This is a genomic window from Centipeda sp. (in: firmicutes) (assembly GCF_057271695.1).
This window is the reverse complement of record NZ_DBHIVL010000018.1, coordinates 1-20,700: the sequence shown is the minus strand read 5'-3', so window position 1 is coordinate 20,700 and position 20,700 is coordinate 1. Positions and strand designations below refer to the sequence as shown.

At 54.9% G+C, this 20,700-nt stretch carries 17 protein-coding genes; all 17 read left to right on the top strand.

Going from position 1 to position 20,700, the window contains the following annotated elements; genetic code table 11:
• Positions 1-2 precede the first annotated feature (2 nt).
• Positions 3-1,421 (top strand): Wadjet anti-phage system protein JetA family protein, encoded by a 1,419-nt coding sequence (locus ACO6BQ_RS04460; protein ID WP_489119716.1) that lies wholly within the window; start codon positions 3-5, stop codon positions 1,419-1,421.
• The gene (locus ACO6BQ_RS04455) at positions 1,418-2,017 is read left to right on the top strand and encodes a DUF4194 domain-containing protein (RefSeq protein WP_489119715.1); all 600 of its coding nucleotides are present in this window, start codon (positions 1,418-1,420) and stop codon (positions 2,015-2,017) included. Before ACO6BQ_RS04460 ends, ACO6BQ_RS04455 begins: the two co-directional genes overlap by 4 nt.
• Positions 1,986-5,306 carry an ATP-binding protein gene (locus ACO6BQ_RS04450; RefSeq protein WP_489119714.1) on the top strand — a complete coding sequence of 1,107 codons (3,321 nt, stop codon included), beginning with the start codon at positions 1,986-1,988 and terminating at the stop codon, positions 5,304-5,306. Before ACO6BQ_RS04455 ends, ACO6BQ_RS04450 begins: the two co-directional genes overlap by 32 nt.
• Positions 5,275-6,504: a Wadjet anti-phage system protein JetD domain-containing protein gene (locus ACO6BQ_RS04445; protein WP_489119713.1), complete on the top strand. Its 1,230-nt coding sequence runs from the start codon at positions 5,275-5,277 to the stop codon at positions 6,502-6,504. The genes ACO6BQ_RS04450 and ACO6BQ_RS04445 overlap by 32 nt, the downstream gene beginning before the upstream one ends.
• Positions 6,505-6,578: 74 nt before the next feature.
• Complete coding sequence (locus ACO6BQ_RS04440) at positions 6,579-7,334, top strand: MBL fold metallo-hydrolase (RefSeq protein WP_489119712.1); 756 nt, start codon at positions 6,579-6,581, stop codon at positions 7,332-7,334.
• A gap of 13 nt (positions 7,335-7,347) precedes the next feature.
• Positions 7,348-8,451, top strand: a complete 1,104-nt coding sequence (locus ACO6BQ_RS04435; RefSeq protein WP_489119729.1) for a S1C family serine protease — start codon at positions 7,348-7,350, stop codon at positions 8,449-8,451.
• Complete coding sequence (gene rlmH, locus ACO6BQ_RS04430; protein WP_489119711.1) at positions 8,448-8,927, top strand: 23S rRNA (pseudouridine(1915)-N(3))-methyltransferase RlmH; 480 nt, start codon at positions 8,448-8,450, stop codon at positions 8,925-8,927. The genes ACO6BQ_RS04435 and rlmH overlap by 4 nt, the downstream gene beginning before the upstream one ends.
• Positions 8,928-9,079: 152 nt before the next feature.
• Positions 9,080-10,429 carry an NADP-specific glutamate dehydrogenase gene (gene gdhA, locus ACO6BQ_RS04425; protein ID WP_489119710.1) on the top strand — a complete coding sequence of 450 codons (1,350 nt, stop codon included), beginning with the start codon at positions 9,080-9,082 and terminating at the stop codon, positions 10,427-10,429.
• A gap of 224 nt (positions 10,430-10,653) precedes the next feature.
• Entirely contained in the window at positions 10,654-11,484 is an 831-nt protein-coding gene (locus ACO6BQ_RS04420) for an undecaprenyl-diphosphate phosphatase (protein WP_489119728.1), read from the top strand.
• Positions 11,485-11,487: 3 nt separating this feature from the next.
• Positions 11,488-12,117 (top strand): aminoacyl-tRNA hydrolase, encoded by a 630-nt coding sequence (pth, locus tag ACO6BQ_RS04415; RefSeq protein WP_489119709.1) that lies wholly within the window; start codon positions 11,488-11,490, stop codon positions 12,115-12,117.
• Entirely contained in the window at positions 12,077-13,354 is a 1,278-nt protein-coding gene (locus ACO6BQ_RS04410) for a radical SAM family protein (RefSeq protein ID WP_489119708.1), read from the top strand. The genes pth and ACO6BQ_RS04410 overlap by 41 nt, the downstream gene beginning before the upstream one ends.
• 272 nt (positions 13,355-13,626) lie before the next feature.
• Complete coding sequence (gene glmS, locus ACO6BQ_RS04405) at positions 13,627-15,456, top strand: glutamine--fructose-6-phosphate transaminase (isomerizing) (protein WP_489119707.1); 1,830 nt, start codon at positions 13,627-13,629, stop codon at positions 15,454-15,456.
• A 98-nt stretch (positions 15,457-15,554) separates the two neighbouring features.
• Entirely contained in the window at positions 15,555-17,171 is a 1,617-nt protein-coding gene (locus ACO6BQ_RS04400; protein ID WP_489119706.1) for a xylulokinase, read from the top strand.
• A gap of 49 nt (positions 17,172-17,220) precedes the next feature.
• Entirely contained in the window at positions 17,221-17,880 is a 660-nt protein-coding gene (gene deoC / locus ACO6BQ_RS04395; protein ID WP_489119705.1) for a deoxyribose-phosphate aldolase, read from the top strand.
• Entirely contained in the window at positions 17,880-18,815 is a 936-nt protein-coding gene (rbsK, locus tag ACO6BQ_RS04390) for a ribokinase (RefSeq protein ID WP_489119704.1), read from the top strand. The genes deoC and rbsK overlap by 1 nt, the downstream gene beginning before the upstream one ends.
• Before the next feature lie 166 nt (positions 18,816-18,981).
• Positions 18,982-20,022, top strand: a complete 1,041-nt coding sequence (locus ACO6BQ_RS04385; protein ID WP_489119703.1) for a LacI family DNA-binding transcriptional regulator — start codon at positions 18,982-18,984, stop codon at positions 20,020-20,022.
• Between the two features lie 2 nt (positions 20,023-20,024).
• Positions 20,025-20,588 carry an SIS domain-containing protein gene (locus tag ACO6BQ_RS04380; RefSeq protein WP_489119702.1) on the top strand — a complete coding sequence of 188 codons (564 nt, stop codon included), beginning with the start codon at positions 20,025-20,027 and terminating at the stop codon, positions 20,586-20,588.
• Positions 20,589-20,700 lie beyond the last annotated feature (112 nt).

Genomic DNA, 20,700 nt, shown 5'->3' with positions numbered 1-20,700 from the left:
TCATGGAACTGTTTGATGTCCTGCCGGAGCGTTTTTTTGGGCTTCTGGCGGGGAAATGTCGGCGGATCTATGCGGAGGCAGGGCTTTGTCTCTATGAGCAGTACCGCCTTGCCCAATTTGGGATTGAGCAGGAGATTCTGCGCGATAAATTTCAGGAGCTCATCGAGAGCTGGGCGGAAGCCGGCGTTGCATATGAGGAAGACGATTTTTCGCTGCAGGATGCTGCCGCAGAGGAGTCACGGGCGAAGGCGAACCATATGATCCGCCGCATGAAGGAGTTCGGCTGGCTGGATTTTGAGCAGCGCGAGAACTTCAAGATCTTTATTTTGCTCCCACATTACAGCAGTCGCCTATGGGGGCTTTTTGCTAATTTGTGTGAGGGACGGGCAGTCGAGTATCAGCGGTTTGCCTTTACCACCTATCAGGTGCTCTCGGGCGAAGGGGCAAAGGTGCAGCCGAGCATGGCTGTGCTAGAGGCGGAGCGGCTCGCAGAGGAGTTCGTCGAGGAACTGCGGATTCTGCTGAACAACATCAAAAACAAGATGGAACAGGTATCTGCGCAGACGAGTCTGCAGGACGTACTCTCGCATCATTTTGACGAATATCGTTCGGATATTGTAGATCGGAGCTATCATAGACTCAAGACCTCGGATCACGTCTCGCGCTACCGCATCCGCATTCTGCAGGAGGTACAGGAGATTCGGCAGAATAAAGAGCGGTTTCGTGCGCTCTGCGATGACGCTGTGAATCGCCAGCTTGCCGACACAATGGAGTCTGCAGAATATCGTATGAATGCTTCCCTGCACTCCATTGAGGAGATCTATCGGGGGCTCGATGATATGTTTGCACAGATTGACCGCCGCCACAACCAGTATGTGCGTGCCTCCTATGAGCGTGCACTCTATCTGCAGCAGGCGGGAAGTGCACGCACGGAGAGCATGATCGCAGGCATTCTCCTCGCTCTTATCGAGGCACGCGATGAGCGGCGGGAGATTCAGGAGCTCCCGCGTCTTTTCCGTTTGCAGACGATGGATATGCTGCTGCCGAACTCTCGTTATGTGCCGCGCAAGAAACGCGTCCTGCGTCCCAATACGGAGGCTTCTGTGCGTGAGGTTGATGCGCAGCTGCGTGCGCGTGTGCGGCGTGAAAGTGTGGAACGTGTCGCACGCGGAATCTCACGACAGAAGATCGAGGCATGGATTCTGGAGGTGCTGGGACAGCGTGGATCGATGGAGATCGGTGAACTGCTGGGGCTCCTGCGGGCGAAGGAGAATCCGGATTTTCTGCAGCTGCTCTATGTCTATCTCTACGGGCATGACGAACTGGCGAAATATCGCCTGGGCGATCACAAACACATAGAGGCACAGGATACGATACGTTACACGAGCCGTACGGTAAAGCGCAGGGAGAAGAAAACATGAAACTGGAGGAGCGAAACGACGAGGAGCGCGCACGCATTCGGAGCGTCATACAGGCACTTTTGGCGTGCAACTTTCTGACGCGCGAACACGATGCGGTGCTCTACCTCGCAGCACGACGCTATCGGGAAGAAATTGCGGAGTATTTTCAGGTCATCGGCTGGGAGTTCCGTGTCGACGAGCGTTATGAGATTGTGTGGCTGCTCTCTGCGGGGATGGCGCACAGGCGTGCGCTGAGCCTAGATGAGAGCATCTGGCTGCTTGTCCTGCGGCTCATCTACGAGGAGAAGCGTACGGATCTGAACCTGAGCGCATTTCCAATGACGACGATTGCCGAGATCCGCGCAAAGTATCTGGCGCTTCACCTGCCTGACCTCAAGAAAACAGCACTTCAGCGTCTCACCCAGCTCTCGAAGCAGTACCGCCTCGCAGATGTGTTGGATCGCGACCTCTCGGAGGAGGCTCGGATTCGCCTTTTTCATACGCTCGCGCTCGCCGTGGATGGGGAGGAGCTGTCAGAGGTGTATCGTAAATTGGAGACCTATCGACAGAGAAAGGAGGAGGACGATGAAGAAACTGCGGAAGATGAAGGTGATTAACTGGCATTATTTCGACGAGGACGAGATCTCGTTCGGCTCTGCGACGATGCTGTCCGGGCACAGCGGCGCGGGCAAGTCCACGCTGCTCGATGCCCTGCAGTACCTCTTTATTGGGAGTCAGACACAGACGCGGTTCAATGCTGCCGCAACGCAGGAAGCACGCAGAACGTTGGTAGAGTACCTGCGCGGCAAGATCAAGGCAGAGGGTGTACAGTATCTGCGTGCGGACGAATTTACCTCCTACATTGCGCTCGAATTCTACGATGACATCAAAAAGATCTCCTTTATCGTCGGCTACGTCGTCGATGTTTTTCACGATGACCGCTTGGACGAGGAGTTCTTTCTCCTCGATCAGCGTACGCTCTCTGCGGTCGAATTTCGGAGTGCGGACGGCGTGCTCTATACGCGTGAGGCGTTTCATCGACGCTACGCGCACGGCAGCAGCGTATTTGAGACGGGGAAGAGGCAGTGGCAAAAACGTCTGATGAACCGTCTCGGGCAGCTGTCCGCACGCTTTCTGCCCGCTTTTTCGCGTGCGCTCGCCTTTCGCCCCATCGATCAGGTGCGTGAGTTTATCTATGAGTACATCCTTCTTCCGCGTGATTTGAAACTGGATGTGCTGCGCGAGGTGTTTGAGTCCTATCAGCGATTTGAACGCGACCTGAAGGGGCTGCGTGCGAAAAGACTCCAGCTGGAAAAGCTGAAGGAAACCTACGACACCTACTGCAAATGGCGGGATACGGCGCATGAGCAGGAATTTGTACTGCTGTCCTTCCGCCATATGCGCGATGCGGAGAAGTTGGATGCTGGGCGGCAGCAGCGACAGACCTGCCAGGATCGATTGATTGCTCTGCAGACGAAGCTGCGCGAAGAGGAGCACCTGTCTGAGCGCAGGAATAACGAGAAGCAGGAGGCGTATGCGGCATGGCAGGGCAACGACATCAAGCGCAGACGTGATGCACTGCTGGAGCAGCAGGCGAAGTGTGAGGAGGAACGGCGTGCACTCATTTCCTCACGTCAGCATATGCAGGAGAAGCTGCTACGGGAAGCCGACGGGATTGCTGAACTCTCTGCATATCCTGCGGGTGCATTTTTCGCATTGGCGGAGGGAAATGCCGCAGCACTCACGGAGCTTTCACGCACACTCACCTATGCGGGCGGAGATTCTGTCCCCGTGACAGAGATCGAATCGATGCAGGAAAGACTGCGGAGCGGAGGTGTGATGCTCGCCGAGATCGGCGGAGCACTGCAGCGTGGCAGTCTTCTTTTGGAGCAGGATCAGAGTACCGCCACGCAGCGGCAGCAAGAACTGCGTGCGGAGATCGAGGGCCTGCAGCGGCGGCAGCGCAAATATCGCCCCGAGATCACGAGGCTCAAGGCACTCCTGGAACAGCGGCTTGCAGGACGCTCCAAGGTCTATGTGCTCTGCGAGGAACTGGAGATCCTAGATGAGGAATGGCGCGATACATTAGAGGGTTATCTGAATACGCAGCGGTTTGATCTCCTCGTCGAGCAGGAGGTCTTTCGTGAGGCTCTGCACATCTACGAGAGCGAAAAGAAGGAACTCCATTTCGACGGTGTGGGGCTCGTCAATACCGCTGCGGAGAAAAAGTATCTGGGCATTCGGGAAAACGGGTCGCTTGCCGCACTTCTGCAGACAAAGAATCCGCTTGTCCAGGCGCGCATCGATCATCTTCTGGGAACCGTGATGCAGGCGCGGGATGAGCAGGAAATGCTTGCGTATAAGAGTGCGGCGACGAAGACTTGTATGTCGTACAAGGGGCTGGTGGCACGCCAGATTCCCCGTCGCTTCTATGAGATTCCGTACATCGGCGCGGGAGCGATTGAACGTCAGCTCGCGATCCGACAGCGGGAACTGGTGGAGGTGCGTCAACATCTTGCCGCACTTGCCGAAGAAGCCGAGCGGATGGAGCGGGCGGCTGCCGTTCTGCGTGAACCGCTGCATAGATATGCGGATTTTGCGAAGCGGATGAATGTTCTCGCCGAACTCGAAGTCTGTACGGCGGAGGGAAAGCGCATCTCAGATGAGCTCTCTGTGATGGATCTCCGTGAGGTGGAGCGTCTGAAACTCGTCTATGAGGAGTCTGTGCAGCGGGCAGATGCGGCATCCCATGCGGTCAAGGCAACAATGCGGGAACTCTCGCACTGTGAGTCCGCATTGGAACAGGCAGAGCGTGCACTCCCGCTTCTCGTGCGTGCGGCAGATACGGCGCAGGAGACTGTTCAGGCATGGCGGGAGGCATATCCGGAGCTCTGCACGGGCGCCGAGGCACGCCTCTCGGCTCTGATGCAGGAGAGGCGCGGTGAGCGCAGCATGGAGGAGCGTCTGCAGAGCTATGAGAGAAGCAAGCTCGCGAACGAGACGCGGCGTGACCATATGTGGCAGAACCTTCTCCTCGACCGTGAGCGTTACGGTGTCGAGCATGGCGATACGGGGCATGTCCACGACTTCGACAACAGCTATTATGCACAGATTCTTGACCGACTTGCCGCGACCGACATCCCTTCGTTCGAGGAGAAGGCGAAAGAGGCACTGGCACAGTCGGAGATGGAGTTTAAGGCGCATTTCATCTTCAGTATGCGTGAGGCGATCGAAAGTGCACGCTACGAATTTAAGGAGCTGAATCATGCGCTGGATCAGTTTCAGTTTCACAAGGACAAGTACAGCTTTCTCATCACGCCGAGTGCGAAGTACAAGCCGTTCTATGATGCCGTGATGACGGCGGATTGGGAGATGGCGGGCGGTCTGTTTGCCGAGACGGATACGGCGGCGAATGAGCAGGCGATGGAGCTGTTTGACAAGCTCGTTCGCGGCTCGCAGGAGGAACAGGAGGAGTTCGCGGACTATCGCCGCTACCTCGACTATGACATCCGCATTACGGACACGGCGGGGCAGAGCTATCTGTATTCGCGCGTCCTGCGGCAGACCTCGGGCGGGGAGACGCAAACGCCGTTTTACATCGCCATCCTCGCGGCATTTCAGCAGATTTACAACCAAAAGACGATTCGCCTCACCGTCTTTGATGAGGCGTTCAACAAGATGGACGAGGAGCGCATCAAATCGTGCATCGAGCTCATCAAGCGCATGAAGATGCAGCTGATTGTCGCTGTTCCTGACGAGAAGCTCGCGGCGATCGCCCCGCTGATGGATCAGTCGATCATCGTGACCAATGCAGGGAATCACTGTTTTACCGATGAACTTGGGGACATGGTGACGTGGGAAGAGGAGCTGAAGCATGAACCCGACGCAGTACAAGGCGTATTATGAGGAGAAGATCCTGATGCTCCTGCTGGAAAAATATGAAAACAGCAGGGCTGCGGTTGGCGAGAGCGGCCGCCGCCCACAGTTTCGCCTGCTGAAATGCCCGCTTGCCGCAGACTATACGGATGAGCTGGACGTGGAGAAGCGCGAGGGGATTCATACGGCGGCGCGGGCACTTGAGCGGCAGGGGATGATCTCCATCCTATGGGAGCGTCACGGAACAGGACATATGGAGCGCATCCTCCTTACTGCCGATGTGGAGCTTCTCTATCAGCGGATGGGACGCATGATGCCGCTTGCGCGTGTGGAGGAGTATCGCGCTGCGCTTGTGCCACTCTTGGATGTTCAAACCCCTTGGGTTCAGCGTTTTTGTACCGAGGCGGGCAACATGCTCGCAGAGAAGAAACTCCCCGCATTCTTGCCGAAGGAGAAAGACCTGCGCGAGCATCTGATCCGTGCTATTCTTGCGCTGCCGCATGCAGATGAGGATATCATACCAAAGCGCGTATTCAGTCAGCGCGTCTTTGGTGACAGCAAATACTTTGAACGTGCGATAGAGGCTGCGCTGCTTGTACTTCTGCGTCGTTTTACCGAAGAACCATGCGAATCCGATGCAGAGTATTTGGATATGGCGGGCATCGGCGGACATCAGGGCAAGGTGTGGATCGCCGGTGAGATGCTTTTTTCCCTCCACGGCAGGACGTATGCGCTCGCTGACTTTTCGGGTGGGATGGGGCTGACGTATGAAACGATTGCTGCAATGAAGATTGAAAGACTCCCGCATTCCATTTTGACGGTTGAAAACATGACAAATGCAGAAACCATGGCACGAAGTGCAGGGGCGGAACGGCTACTGATCTATACAGCGGGATTCCCGAACCGCACGGCACAGGCATTCCTTGCAAAGATCGCAGATGCTCGGATGTCCTCCGTCATACGACACTGGGGCGATCTGGACTATGGCGGGATACGTATTTTTGAATATCTGCACGCGCAGTTCTTTTCGGATCTCAAGCCATATCGTATGGATGCAGAGACATTTCGTTCCTATTTGCCGTTTGCACAGGAGCTGAATGCGGGGCAGCGGAAACGTCTCACGGGACTGCTCGAACGTGAGGACTTTGCGGCGTGGCATGAACTCATTCGCCTCATGTTGGATGCGGGGAAATGGGTGGAGCAGGAAGTGATGCTGTGGGAAGGATAATCTGCTCCATAGAATCCATGCAGGAAATTTACAGAAAAAAGGGATAATATGAGGGGCAGAGAGGGGGCTGTTCGTTGCAGGTAGCAATACTCGCGAGCGGAAGCAAGGGAAATTCGGTCTATGTCGAGCTGGATGGTGTGCGCATCCTGGTGGATGCGGGCATCAGTGCGGCACGGATCACGAAAGGCTTGCGTGCACGCGGCATAGAGCCGCAGAGTCTCGATGCCGTGCTCATCACACATGAGCACATCGACCATGTGCGCGGGCTGAAGACGCTCGCAAAGCAATATCACCTGCCGATTCTGGCGACGCGCGGGACGCTTGCAGGCATTGACGGCGGCGCGGCATTCGAGGATGATATGCGGGGGATTACGGGAGATTTCAAGATTGGCGAGGTTGCGGTGCACCCCTTTGCCATCTCCCATGACGCAGCAGAGCCCTGTGGATTTCGCATCGAGGGATCGCACTGCTGTACGATTGCGACCGACCTCGGCGTTGTCACCGATATGGTGCAGGAGGCGATGGAGGGGGCGGATGTCCTCGTACTTGAGGCAAACCACGATGCCGATCTCCTGCGGCGGGGCAGCTACCCGTGGCCGCTCAAGCGGCGCATTCTCTCGAATCGCGGGCATCTCGCAAACGGAGAGGCGGCATGGGCACTCACGCGTATGAAGAAACACCCGCGCAAGGTCTACCTCGCGCACCTCTCGGAGGAGAACAACCGCCCCGCGCTCGCGTGCGATACCGTGCAGGACATCCTTTCCTCACGGGGGATGACGCTCGATGTGGAGAGTTGTCTGCCGGAGGGCGGAGCAGAGATCATTCTATAAAGGAGATGTCATGATGAACATCCGATTCCAAAAGAAAAAAGGGGCTGCACTCGCTGCGGCGGCAGTTTTTGCATCCTTTGTCATATTCGGCGGCTGCTCTATGGGAACTGCCGCCGACAACTCCGTCGGCGGCCTGAAGCCCGCACAGGCGGTCGATGTCTCGGGACTCTCGGAGGCACGTAATACCCCCGTCGTCCGTGCGGCAAAGGCGGTTGGTCCTGCCGTCGTCGGCATCACGAACAAGGCGGTCGCCCGTGACTGGTTCAACAATCCGGTCGAGACGGAGGGCGTCGGCTCCGGCGTGATCTTCCGCAGTGACGGCTACATCGTGACAAACAATCATGTGATTGACGGGGCGAAGGAGATCATTGTCTCGCTCTCCGATGGGCGCAGTCTCAAGGGGAAGCTTATCGGAAAGGATGAATTCACCGACCTTGCCGTTGTGAAGGTGGATGAAAGTAATCTGCCGACGGCGACCTTTGGCAACTCGGATACGGTCGTGGTCGGTGAGCCTGCGATTGCAATCGGCAACCCGCTCGGGCTTGAGTTTCAGGGCAGCGTTACCGTTGGTGTCATCAGCGCACTGAACCGCACGCTCGATGTCAGCGACAAGCGTGTAAAGCTGCTGCAGACCGATGCGGCAATCAGCCCCGGCAACTCGGGCGGTGCGCTTGTAAATGCGGATGGTGAGGTCATCGGCATCAACAGTGCAAAGGTGGCTGCTGCTGCCGTCGAGGGGATGGGCTTCTCCATCCCGATCAACACGGTGCAGACCATCGTGAACGAACTGATCGAAAAGGGCTATGTGGCGCGTCCGTACCTTGGTGTATCCGTCTTTGATCCGGCGACGGCGGCACGCTACGGCTATCAGCTGAACATCGACAAGGGCGTCTACATCTTCCGCCTGACGCTCGACGGCCCGTGCGGCAAGGCAGGCTTCCAGCGTGGCGACATCATCCTTGAGATCAACGGCGAGGAGGTCAACAGCGTTGCAGAGCTGCGCACAAAAATTGCCTCGTACAAGGTCGGCGACAAGGTGACGGTGACATACGACCGCAATGATACGAAGCGCAAGGCGGAGGTCACGCTCGAAGAGATGCCGCAGGAGGATCGTTGAAGATTACAATTGTTTGCGCGGGAAAGATCAAGGAAAAGTACCTGCGCGACGGGATCGCCGAGTATGAGAAGCGTCTGCGTCCCTATGCGGATGTGCGCACGCACGAAATCGCAGAAGAACGTATGAAGGAGAAGCCCTCTGCGGCGGAAAAGGCGGAGACCATCCGTCGCGAGGGGGAGCGGCTTTTGGCGCAGGTGCCGCAGGGGGCATATCTCATCGTGCTCGATGTCGGCGGCGCAGAGCTCTCCTCGGAGGAGCTTGCGGCAAAGATTGACCGCCTCGCGGTCACAGGCGAGAGCCATATTGCTTTTCTCATCGGGGGACCCTTTGGTCTTGCGGATGAGTTGCGTCAGCACGCCGATCTCAGGCTTTCATTCTCGCATTTTACGCTGCCGCATCAGCTGATCCGCCTCTTCCTCGTAGAGCAGATTTACCGTGCATTTAAGATCAGCAGGGGAGAGCCCTATCACCTGTAAATTTTGGAGAAGTGCCGCAATCGGCACTTCTTTTTTGTATTTCCACTGCATATTGTATTCATGCCTGTAATCCCTATACAAACCTTTGTGCCGTGTGCTATACTCAGTCACGTTCGATGAAGGGCACCGAGCAAACAGAGGGAGGAATTACAATGTCTGACATGAAACAGTATGTAAATGATATTCTGGATCTGGTATCGAAGCGCGATCCCGATCAAACGCATTTCAAGAACACGGTCTCTGAGGTTCTGACCTCCGTTGTTCCCCTTTTGGAGAAGCATCCCGAGTACAAGCAGCACAAGATCCTCGAGCGTATGGTCGAGGCAGACCGCATCATCACGTTCCGTGTGCCGTGGGTGGATGACAAGGGCGAGATCCAGGTCAACCGTGGCTATCGCGTACAGATGTCGAGCACGCTTGGCCCGTACAAGGGCGGGCTGCGTTTCCATCCGAGCGTCACGCTTGATATCTTGAAGTTCCTCGCATTTGAGCAGGTCTACAAGAATGCTCTGACAGGACTGCCGATCGGCGGTGGCAAGGGCGGCTCGGATTTCGATCCGCACGGGCGCAGTGACAACGAGGTCATGAACTTCTGCCAGAGCTTTATGACGGAGCTCTATCGCCACATTGGGCCGAATGTGGATGTTCCGGCAGGCGATATCGGCGTCGGCGGGCGCGAGATCGGCTATCTCTTCGGTCAGTACAAGCGCATCCGTGACTCGTATGATGCGGGTGTTCTGACAGGCAAGCGCACGGACTACTGGGGCAGCCTTGCACGTACGGAGGCAACGGGCTACGGTCTGCTCTATTTCGTACAGGATATGCTTGCGGCGAAGGGCATCGACCTCGCGGGTAAGACGATTGTCGTTTCCGGCGCGGGCAACGTGGCAATCTATGCCATTGAAAAGGCACAGGAGTTTGGCGCAAAGGTCGTGACCTGCTCCGACTCGAACGGCTACATCTACGATCCGGACGGCATCGATCTTGCGGCGGTCAAGGAGATCAAGGAAGTTCGTCGCGCACGCATCAAGGAGTATGTAGCGACCCATCCGAACGCGGAGTACCATGAGGGGTGCAGCGGTGTCTGGTCGGTGCAGTGCGATATTGCACTGCCGTGCGCGACGCAGAGCGAGATTAATCTGGAGTCGGCAAAGCTGCTCGTTGCAAACGGCGTGCAGGCGGTCGGTGAGGGGGCGAATATGCCGTCGACCCTCGATGCGATTGCATACTTCCAGAGCCACAAGGTGCTCTTTGCGCCGGCAAAGGCAGCGAATGCGGGCGGTGTTGCGACCTCTGCACTCGAGATGTCGCAGAACTCCGAGCGTCGTCAGTGGACGTTCGAGAAGGTGGACAAGCGTCTGCGCAAGATCATGTCGCACATCTACCGCGATGCAAAGAAGAACGCGGAGCTGTATGCCGACCCCGACGATCTTGTCGCGGGTGCAAACATCACGGCATTCGCAAAGGTTGCGGATGTCATGCTTGCACATGGTCTTGTGTAAGAATAGAACCGTATAGAGAAGGGCTGCTTCGGCAGCTCTTTTTCTTTGGGGTCTACGTAAAATTTTACGGACATGCGTGCTCCACTAGGGGGTGCTTAGGAGCATCACTGACCTCATTTTCTCGTAACATTTATCATAGAAATCGTGCAGAACCACGTGAAGTGTGCTATAATAGGCAGGATTTCTGACGTAGGAGGAGTACATTTACAGTGGATATTTCATTGATGGAACTGGTGAAGGTTGTCATTCTGGGAATCGTGGAGGGGCTCACGGAGTGGCTGCCTGTCTCGAGCACGGGGCATATGATCCTCGTCGATGAGTTCATTCGGCTCGATGTGTCGACGGCATTCATGGATATGTTCCTCGTTGTGATCCAACTCGGCGCGATTCTTGCCGTCGTCGTGCTGAACCTCGAAAAACTCAATCCGTTTCTCAAGAACAAGTCGAAGGCGGAGCGACAGGCGACGTTTGATCTCTGGGGCAAGGTCATCGTCGCCTGTCTGCCTGCCGCCGTGATCGGGCTTGCCTTCAATAAATATATGGAAGAGCATTTTATGAATGCACCCGTCGTCGCTGCGATGCTGATTCTCTACGGTGTGCTCTTCATTGTTGTGGAACGCTTCAACAAGCGGCGCACACCACGCGTCGAGAGCCTTGCAAAACTGGACTACCGTACGGCGTTCATCATCGGTATGTTTCAGGTGCTTTCCCTCGTCCCAGGGACGAGCCGCTCGGGCGCGACGATCCTCGGCGGCATCATCTTCGGTGCGAGCCGTTATGTAGCAACGGAGTTCACCTTTTTCCTCGCGATTCCCGTCATGTTCGGTGCGTCCTTTCTGAAGCTCGTGAAGTTCGGCTGGAACTACACGGGGACAGAGCTCTTGATCCTTGCGGTCGGTATGGTGACGGCGTTCATCGTGTCCATCCTCTCGATCCGCTTCCTCCTGCGCTATATTAGGCGCAATGATTTCACGGCGTTCGGCTGGTACCGCATTGCGCTCGGCATTATCGTGCTCGCCTATCTCTTTGTCGTCGGCGATCCGACGAAGGAGTAACTCATGAAAATCATTGCAGGACTGGGCAATCCGGGCACAGAGTATGCACAGACGAAACACAATGTCGGCTTTATGCTCGTGGATGCGCTTGCAGAGCATCTGAATGCACCCGCATGGAAGGAGGATTTTTTCTCTGCCATCACAGAGGTGCGCATCGGCGGAGAGAAGGTCTTTCTCGTCAAGCCCTTAACCTATATGAACAACAGCGGCGAGGCACTCGGTCCGATGCTTTCCTACTATAAAATGGATGCCGATGATCTCGTCGTCGTTCACGATGATATGGACATCCCTGCGGGGACAGTTCGTATTCGGAAAAAGGGCGGATCGGGTGGTCACAACGGCATCAAGTCCATTCTTGCCCATGTGGGAAGTGAGAACTTTGCGCGTGTGCGCATTGGTGTCGGTCGCCCGCCTGCAGGCTGGACGGTTATCAATCATGTGCTTGCACCGTTTTCGTCGGAGGATGCGCCGAAGATTCGTGCGGCGATTGACTACCTCCTGCCCGCAGCGGAGTGTATTGTGACGGACGGTGTGGATCTCGCGATGAACAAGTACAATCCGCATAAGAAGAAAGAGAAACAAAAGGGGAGTCATGAAGCCCAAGAAGAAGGCGGCGCGTCCGCACAAGCATAGCGACGAGATCACGGCGGTCTACGCTGACAAGAACGGAAATATCCGCACGGCGGAGGGTGTGCGTGCGATGGGGCGCATCGGCGTGGAGAATGTTTCGCTTACCTCTGCGGATCTCATTCCGCTGCCCGAGAGTGCCGATCTCATCTTTATGCCCGAACACACTGCTGTGGGGCAGGGGGCAGATGGTACAGAAGAGCGTATTGCGGGGACGGCGGTCGCAGCGATTCTGCCGCAGGGCTATACGCGCACACATCTGCCTGCCTTTGTTCGCGTCGATGATGCTGCCACACTTCCGCTCTACGGATATACGGCAGTTGTTTCCCACCGTGGGAAGCTGTGTGTCGCCGCCGTCTATACGGATGAAAATGAAAAATGGGATCCTGCCAACTACAACGGAAAGGAGCTCAAGAAGCTCGTTCGGCGCACGATGAAGGAGCTGCCAAACAACCGCATTGTGGAGCAGGTGGGGAATTGCTCGCTGAACTATCACTGCCTGACGGCGCAGAATCTATTCTATCGGCGTTGGGAGTGCGGCGTACCGACTTCGCCCGTCTGCAACGCGAACTGTCTTGGCTGCATCTCACTGCAGAGTTCGGAGTGCTGCCCCTCGCCACAGGAGCGCATTACCTTCTCTCCGACGCCGGAGGAGATTGCCGAGGTCGGCATCTACCATCTCTCGCTTGCCCCCGATGGCATCATCAGCTTCGGGCAGGGCTGCGAGGGCGAGCCGTCGCTTGCTGCTGACCGCATTGCCGAGGGAATCCGCAAGATTCGTGCCGTCACCGCACGTGGGCAGATCAATATGAACTCGAATGCGGGTTTTCCCGATGGGATGAAAAAGATCGTGGACGCAGGGCTGGACTCACTGCGCGTCTCCATTATCAGCGCACGTGATGAAAGTTATAACGCATATTATCGTGCAAGTTATCCGCTGGACAATGTAAAGGAATCGCTGCACTATGCCCTCGATCATAATGTCTATGTGTCGCTGAACTTGCTCCACTTCCCGGGCTTTACCGACCGCATGGAAGAATTGGCCGCATGGCAGGAGTTCTTCCGCGCACTGCCCGTGCAGATGATCCAGATGCGGAATCTGAACATTGACCCGACGCTCTTTCTGCGTACGATGCCGGAGGCGGTCGGTGCGCCTGTCGGGACACGCACGTTCATGGACGAGCTTCATGCGGAGTTTCCGCAGCTCGTCATTGGCAGTTTTAGTCATTATGTCACGGCATGACCAATTGACTTCTCACGCAATATCGGATAGAATGACCCTGTGCTTCATAGAGGCATGGGGATTTCTTTTATGGAAAAGATTTTTTTCTTAGCGCTGGTTCTGGAATATCATCATATTTCAGAGGACGAGGAGAAGGTTGTCGAGTCATCAGCGGATGCCTTCCGGCACGCTCTGTCGAGAGTCTGCGGTCAAAGCCTGGGGCGACCCTGCGGACAAAGCTGCAGATGGAGTGAAATCCCTGAGAGAAGTGTTTTCTGTCAGGAGGTATTTTTATGTGTGGAATCGTGGGTTATGTGGGGGATCGTCAGGCGGCGGAGTTCTTGCTCGACGGTCTGTCGAAGCTCGAGTATCGCGGCTATGACTCGGCAGGTATTGCCGTCTATGATGGAGAGAACATCCGCGTGGAGAAGAGTGTCGGCAGACTTGCCGCGCTGCGCGACAAGATCAAGGGGAATGTGCCCATGGGCAGCCTCGGCATCGGTCATACGCGCTGGGCGACGCACGGGCGTCCGTCGGATGTGAACTCGCATCCGCATACGGACTGCCATGGCGACTTTGCCATCGTCCACAACGGCATCATCGAGAATTATCTTTCGCTGAAAGAAGAACTGATTGCAAAGGGGCACGTCTTCAAGTCCGAGACGGATACGGAGGTCGTCGTGCATCTTCTTGAGGAGGTCTACAACGGGGACTTCATCGCTGCTGTGCGTGCCGTACTGGAGCGTATCGAGGGATCGTACGCACTTGCCTTTATGAGCCGCAGGCATCCCGATCTGCTCGTCTGCACGAAGCAGGACAACCCGCTCATCATCGGACTCGGGGAGGGCGAGAACTTCATCGCTTCGGATATTCCTGCCATTATTTCCAAGACACGCCGTACCTACATTCTCGGCGATGGAGAGGTGGCGATTGTCCGCAAGGATGCGGTCGAGGTGACGAACCATCTCGGTGCGCACGTTCCGAAGAAGGTGTTTGAGGTCACATGGAACGCCGAGGCGGCGGAAAAGGGCGGCTACGAGCACTTTATGCTCAAGGAGATCAACGAGCAGCCGAAGGCGGTGCGCGACACGATGAGCCAGCGCATCACGGCGGACAAAAAGACCATCTCCTTTGACGAACTCGCATGGGATGCGGACTATCTGAACTCGTTCAACAAGATCTACATCGTTGCGTGCGGTACCGCATACCATGCGGGACTTGTGGGCAAATACTACATCGAAAAGCTTGCGCGCGTCCTCGTCGAGGTGGATGTCGCCTCGGAGTTCCGCTATCGCGACCCGATTGTCGATGAGCACACGCTCCTGATTGTGGTTTCGCAGTCGGGCGAGACGAGTGATACGCTCGCCGCGCTCAAGGAGTCGAAGCGGCGTGGGGCAAAGACTCTTGCCATCACAAATGTAGTTGGATCGTCGATTGCACGCGAAGCGGATCAGGTTGTCTATACATGGGCGGGTCCTGAGATCGCGGTCGCATCGACGAAGGCATATACGACGCAGCTCGTACTCTTCTTTATGCTCGCGCTCTACATGGCAGAGATCAAGAAGTCGATTGCGGCAGAGCGTACGGCGGAGTTGGTTGCACAGTTGCATGAGATCCCCGCACAGGTCTCCGAAATCCTGTCCGATGTCGACCCGATCAAGACCTTTGCGAAGCAGTACGGTTTCAACGAGGATGTGTTCTACATCGGACGTGGACTGGACTACGCCGTTTCGCTTGAGGGCGCACTCAAGCTCAAGGAGATCTCCTACATTCACGCAGAAGCGTATGCGGCGGGCGAGCTCAAGCACGGCACGCTCGCGCTGATCGTCGAGGGCGTTCCCGTGATTGCGCTTGCGACGCAGCGCAACGTCTACGAAAAGACCCTCTCGAATATCAAGGAGGTCAAGGCACGCGACGCAGTCGTTATCGGCATCGCGGCAGAGGGAGATACGGAGCTCGAGAAGTACGTCGATCACGTTATGCACGTTCCGGCGACGGATGAATTCATCATGCCGATCCTCTCCGTGATTCCGCTGCAGCTGCTCGCATACTATGCAGCGATCACACGCGGCTGCGATGTGGACAAGCCGCGCAACTTGGCGAAGTCGGTTACGGTCGAGTAAATCTGAATACATAGTGTACAGCAGGAGTGGTATATCAACACATGTTTCTGCTGTATTTTTTTAGGGGCTTTGTACCAGATGATAAGGAGGATGTATTCATGCAACATACGTCGGCAGAGGATGCAATTCGTACTGGTGATGTGTTTCTTGGTATCGAGCTTGGATCGACGAGGATCAAGGCGGTCTTGATTGACCGTGCATGCAGGACACTGGCGCAGGGCAGCTATGCGTGGGAAAACCGTCTTGAAAACGGCTACTGGACCTATGACCAGCAAGAAATCTGGATGGGATTGCGCAGTGCCTATACGGTACTGAGACGCAGTGTAGAGGAGCAGTATGGAAGAACAATCCAGTGCATCTGTGCGCTCGGTATCAGCGGAATGATGCATGGATATCTTCCGTTCGATGCGGCAGGAAATCTGCTCGTTCCCTTCCGTACATGGCGGAACAATACGACGGCGGAGGCATCGGAATTTCTGACGAAGATGTTTTCTTTTAACATTCCGGAGCGATGGAGTATCGCCCATCTCTATCAGGCGATACTTTTGGGTGAGCCACATACTGGTAGCGTCGATTTTATGACGACACTCTCAGGCTATATTCATTGGCGACTGTCGGGGGAGAAGGTCTTGGGCATTGACGATGCCTCTGGAATGTTTCCGATTGATTCGTCCACTCAAACCTATCACAGCGGGATGCTGTCGATTTTCTCCGCGCTGCCAGCGGCAAAAGCTCTCGGGAAGTCACTTGTCGATATTCTGCCAGAGGTGCGGGTGGCGGGAACGAACGCTGGACGGCTTAGTATGGAAGGTGCAGCACTTCTGGATGAGAGCGGGCAGCTCAAAGCAGGGTGCATGATGTGTCCACCGGAGGGGGATGCCGGAACAGGGATGGTCGCGACCAACAGTGTACGCGAACGGACAGGAAATATCTCTGTAGGGACATCCATCTTCTCAATGAACGTACTTGAACATCCACTGAAAAATGTCTATCAAGATATTGATATCGTCATGACGCCAGATGGACATACAACAGCGATGGTTCACAGCAATAACTGTACGTCGGACATCAATGCGTGGGTATTCCTCTTTGGTGAGTTTGCAGAATTGCTTGGCTGTAAGATTTCATCCGATGATCTCTATCGCATTCTCATCGAACAGGCAGCGCATGCCGATCCAGATACTGGCGGGCTTGTTAATTATAGCTTCTTGTCAGGCGAGAACCTTACGCGCACACAGAATGGCAGACCCCTATTTGTTCGAACACCACACAGCAGATTTAATTTAGCCAATTTTATGCTGACCCATCTCTATGCAGCGTTTGCACCAATTCGGATTGGCTTTGATATTCTCAGGCATGACGAGGGAATCGTCTTGGACAACATGGTTGCACATGGTGGCTTGTTCCGCACACCACTAATTGCACAGCAGACACTTGCCGATCTCTTAGACCTGCCTATCACGGTTATGGAGACTGCCTCGGAAGGGGGGGCGTGGGGCATGGCCGTGCTTGCTCAGTATGCAGTATGCGGAGACGGACGAACGCTTGCCATGTTCCTCGCGGAAGATGTGTTCCCAGCTGCAAGGGAAATCACACTGTTGCCGCGGTCAGAAGGGACACAAGGAGCACAGCGCTTTCTTAAACGCTATCGGGAGGCATTGCCCGCTGAGCAAACCGCAAGCGAGGTTTTGAGTCTTTACAATCCAGAAAAATAATGTTAAAATTTTGTCATTGAAAATTCTTAATATTTTAAGGAGGAGTTTTATGTACTTTGCAAAAATGATTGACCATACTTTACTCAAAACGGATGCACGTAAAGTAGATTTGGATAAACTCCTAAATGAGGCAAAGGTACATCATTTCGCCTCTGTGTGTGTCAGCCCTATCTGGGTTTCATATGCGGCAGAGCAGCTACGGGGGAGCGGCGTAAAGACTTGTACGGTCATCGGCTTTCCACAAGGAGCAACTCCCTCTGTGGTTAAGGCTTTTGAAACAAGTCGTGCCATTGAGGACGGTGCTGAAGAAGTTGACATGGTGATTCCTGTCGGACGTCTGAAAGATCAAGACTATGACTATGTGCGTGAGGACATTGTTGCTGTTGTTGCTGCGGCAAAAGGGAAAGCGCTTACAAAGGTCATCATCGAGACTTGTCTCCTCACAGATGAGGAGAAGCGGATGGCCTGCCGCCTTGCCAAAGAGGCTGGGGCTGACTTCGTCAAGACTTCCACGGGCTTCTCCACAGGCGGGGCGACGGTAGCAGATGTTAAGCTGATGCGGGAGACGGTCGGCGCAGAGATGGGGGTCAAGGCATCCGGCGGTGTTCGTAGCCGTGCAGATGCAGAGGCGATGGTTGCTGCAGGCGCGACACGGCTGGGGACAAGCAGCGGTGTTCAAATTGTTGCGGGAAAAAAGGAGGATATGTGATGAAGATTGCGGTCATTGGCTCTAATATGGTAGATTTGACCTCCTACATCCAACGAATGCCCATTCCGGGGGAAACCCTAGAAGCACCGGATTTTACGTTGGGCTGCGGAGGAAAGGGGGCGAATCAAGCGGTTGCTGCTGCCGTATGCGGTGCAGATGTCATGATGATGACGAAGGTCGGCAGCGATATATTTGCGGATAACACCATCAGTAATTTCAAGAAATATGGCATTGATACGACCTATGTTCAGAAGGTGATCGGTGTATCGAGCGGCGTTGCGCCCATCTTCGTTGATGAAAACGGGCAGAACAGCATTCTAATCATCAAAGGTGCAAACAACAAGCTCCTGCCAGCGGATGTTGATGCAGCGGAACAGGATCTGCTGGGGTGTGGTCTAATCATCCTTCAGCTTGAGATCCCTCTGGAGACAGTCTACCATGCTATTGCATTTGGGCAGAAGCACCATATCCCCGTTCTCTTGAATCCTGCCCCTGCAACGAAGAATTTGGATATCCGACAGGTCTGTGCCTGCGACTTCTTCGTTCCTAATGAGACAGAACTTGCCATCCTCACGGGAATGCCGACCGAGACACAGGATGATGTGGAAAAGGCTGCGACATCTCTGACGGCACGCGGGCTGAAAAATGTCATTGTTACCTTGGGCGAGCGGGGCGTACTCTGGATGACAGAGACGGAGAAGAAGTACATCGGAGCCTATCAAGTGCGTGCAGTTGATAGCTCTGGCGCAGGCGATGCCTTCATTGGCTGCTTTGCCAGCTGCTATGCGAGAGATCGTGATGTCACTGCAGCGATGCAGCGGGCTAGTGCGTTCGCCGCCATCAGCGTGACACGGAAGGGGACGCAGATGTCCTATCCGAGCAGTGAGGAGTTGTCTGAGTTTCTTAGGAACAATGAACAACTTCGTGTTTTGTGATTTAAAATATGTACATTAGAAAAAAATGCATTGACAATTCTAAAAAAAACAAATAAACTGAAGCTGTAATCGGTTACAAATTTATGAACATCGTGTTCTAATCCCGTAGCGATGATGCCATTATAATCCTGCTGTGTGCAGAGTTGCCTAAAAAGGAGTCGCGGCAATGAGCGTTAATATTTATGATGTCGCACAACGCGCGCGGGTTTCCTCTGCAACCGTATCGCGCGTCTTGAATGGCAGTCCCCACGTCAGCGAGACAACACGGAAGCGAGTCATGCGGACTATCGCAGAGCTTGACTATACGCCGAATGCGCTGGCACGAAAACTCAGTACAGGAAATACGGGCAACATCGGCTTTCTGATTCCAGATATAGAGAATCCTTTTTTCGCACATCTGTTGCGTGGAATTACAAACGCAGCAGATGAAAGTGGTTACAATATCTTCTTATACGGAACAGATGACAGCCTTGAAAAGGAGCATCGATTCTTTGACTCCGTGCGGACAGAGCGCCTCTCCGGTATTTTGGTCATACCTGTAGATGCTGAGAACGAGGAGACGTGTAAGTGTCTGCTTGCATTCGAGGAGGCGGGAGTACCAGTCGTGCTCATCGACCGTAGTCTCAAGCACGGACGATTCGACGGTGTTTTTTCCGAGGACTTTCGCGGAGCGATGGATGCTGTGGACTGTCTGTTTCGCGTAGGCCACCGCCGAATTGCAACCATCCGCGGGTCGGAGAACTCTCGTCCTGGTAACGAACGCTGGCTCGGATATCTGGCCGCCTTTGCGAAGTGGAATGTACAGCCGGAGGAACGGTATGCGGCGCAGGGAGACTTTCATCAGGAGCGTGCCTATGCGGTCATGCATCAGATCATGGAGCAGGAACAACCGCCGACTGCGGTGTTTGCGGCCAACAACATGACTGCACTGGGCTGTCTGCGTTATTTCAGAGAGCATGATCTGCGAATCGGCGAAGATATCTCCATGATCAGTTTTGATGAAATTGAGATGCTGCATTACGCCGGAATTCCTCTCAGCGTCGTTGACAGGGATGTCTATCGTATGGGGCGGGATGCCATTTGTCTCCTCACGCAACGGATTGAGGCATCAGAGGGGACGCATCTATCCGAGCTGGGGCGCCATGAAATCTTTTTGCCCACGCGGTTGATTCTGCGCGGCTCTGAGCTGTGGAAAGGAGCATTATGAAGATGAATCGCTATGAGGAGCTTTATCGGACAATCCTTCTTGAGCATGAGCAGGTGTTCACGGCACAGGATATGGCAGCCCTTTCCGCAGCCATTGAGGAAATTGCGGCCGCCGGACGTGTCTTTGTCATAGGCGCCGGACGTGAAGGGATTGCTGCACGCGGGTTCGCTATGAGACTCATGCATCTTGGCAAGGAGGTACACTGGCTGTGGGATGATACAACTCCAGGCATGCACGTTGGAGATCTCTTTCTTGCGGTCAATGGTTCGGGCTGCATCGGACACATCGACTACCTGCTGGATCAGGCACGCACGACAGGCGTGCGCCAGCTTGTCATCACAGGTGCACCGCATGAGCGGACGCCTGCTGCGGCGGATATCTGTCTCTTTGTGCCGGCTATGGTGTATAAGGGAACGGATCCCCGCACGATTCCGTCCGTTCAACCGATGGGCAATCTGTTCGAACAGCATCTCTTCCTACTGTTTGATCTTATGGCGATGCTGCTGACAGAGTGTCTCCATGAGACGCACGAAACAATGGAGGCGCGCCACCGCAACATCGAATGAGCAGATTTACAATCCCCTCTTTTCAATCCATACGCAGTTTTTGAATGGGAGGCAATTAGGTTGAAAGTACAGCCAGTAAATAAAGGCACACGAAAACAGGTCACAGAGTGAC

Bases quoted from the DNA above. Each gene is read 5' to 3' on its own strand.
- ACO6BQ_RS04460 (WP_489119716.1), top strand. From the start codon at position 3: ATGGAACTGTTTGATGTCCTGCCGGAGCGTTTTTTTGGGCTTCTGGCG.
- ACO6BQ_RS04455 (WP_489119715.1), top strand. From the start codon at position 1,418: ATGAAACTGGAGGAGCGAAACGACGAGGAGCGCGCACGCATTCGGAGC.
- ACO6BQ_RS04450 (WP_489119714.1), top strand. From the start codon at position 1,986: ATGAAGAAACTGCGGAAGATGAAGGTGATTAACTGGCATTATTTCGAC.
- ACO6BQ_RS04445 (WP_489119713.1), top strand. From the start codon at position 5,275: ATGAACCCGACGCAGTACAAGGCGTATTATGAGGAGAAGATCCTGATG.
- ACO6BQ_RS04435 (WP_489119729.1), top strand. From the start codon at position 7,348: ATGAACATCCGATTCCAAAAGAAAAAAGGGGCTGCACTCGCTGCGGCG.
- gdhA (WP_489119710.1), top strand. From the start codon at position 9,080: ATGTCTGACATGAAACAGTATGTAAATGATATTCTGGATCTGGTATCG.
- ACO6BQ_RS04420 (WP_489119728.1), top strand. From the start codon at position 10,654: ATGGAACTGGTGAAGGTTGTCATTCTGGGAATCGTGGAGGGGCTCACG.
- pth (WP_489119709.1), top strand. From the start codon at position 11,488: ATGAAAATCATTGCAGGACTGGGCAATCCGGGCACAGAGTATGCACAG.
- ACO6BQ_RS04410 (WP_489119708.1), top strand. From the start codon at position 12,077: ATGAAGCCCAAGAAGAAGGCGGCGCGTCCGCACAAGCATAGCGACGAG.
- glmS (WP_489119707.1), top strand. From the start codon at position 13,627: ATGTGTGGAATCGTGGGTTATGTGGGGGATCGTCAGGCGGCGGAGTTC.
- ACO6BQ_RS04400 (WP_489119706.1), top strand. From the start codon at position 15,555: ATGCAACATACGTCGGCAGAGGATGCAATTCGTACTGGTGATGTGTTT.
- deoC (WP_489119705.1), top strand. From the start codon at position 17,221: ATGTACTTTGCAAAAATGATTGACCATACTTTACTCAAAACGGATGCA.
- rbsK (WP_489119704.1), top strand. From the start codon at position 17,880: ATGAAGATTGCGGTCATTGGCTCTAATATGGTAGATTTGACCTCCTAC.
- ACO6BQ_RS04385 (WP_489119703.1), top strand. From the start codon at position 18,982: ATGAGCGTTAATATTTATGATGTCGCACAACGCGCGCGGGTTTCCTCT.
- ACO6BQ_RS04380 (WP_489119702.1), top strand. From the start codon at position 20,025: ATGAATCGCTATGAGGAGCTTTATCGGACAATCCTTCTTGAGCATGAG.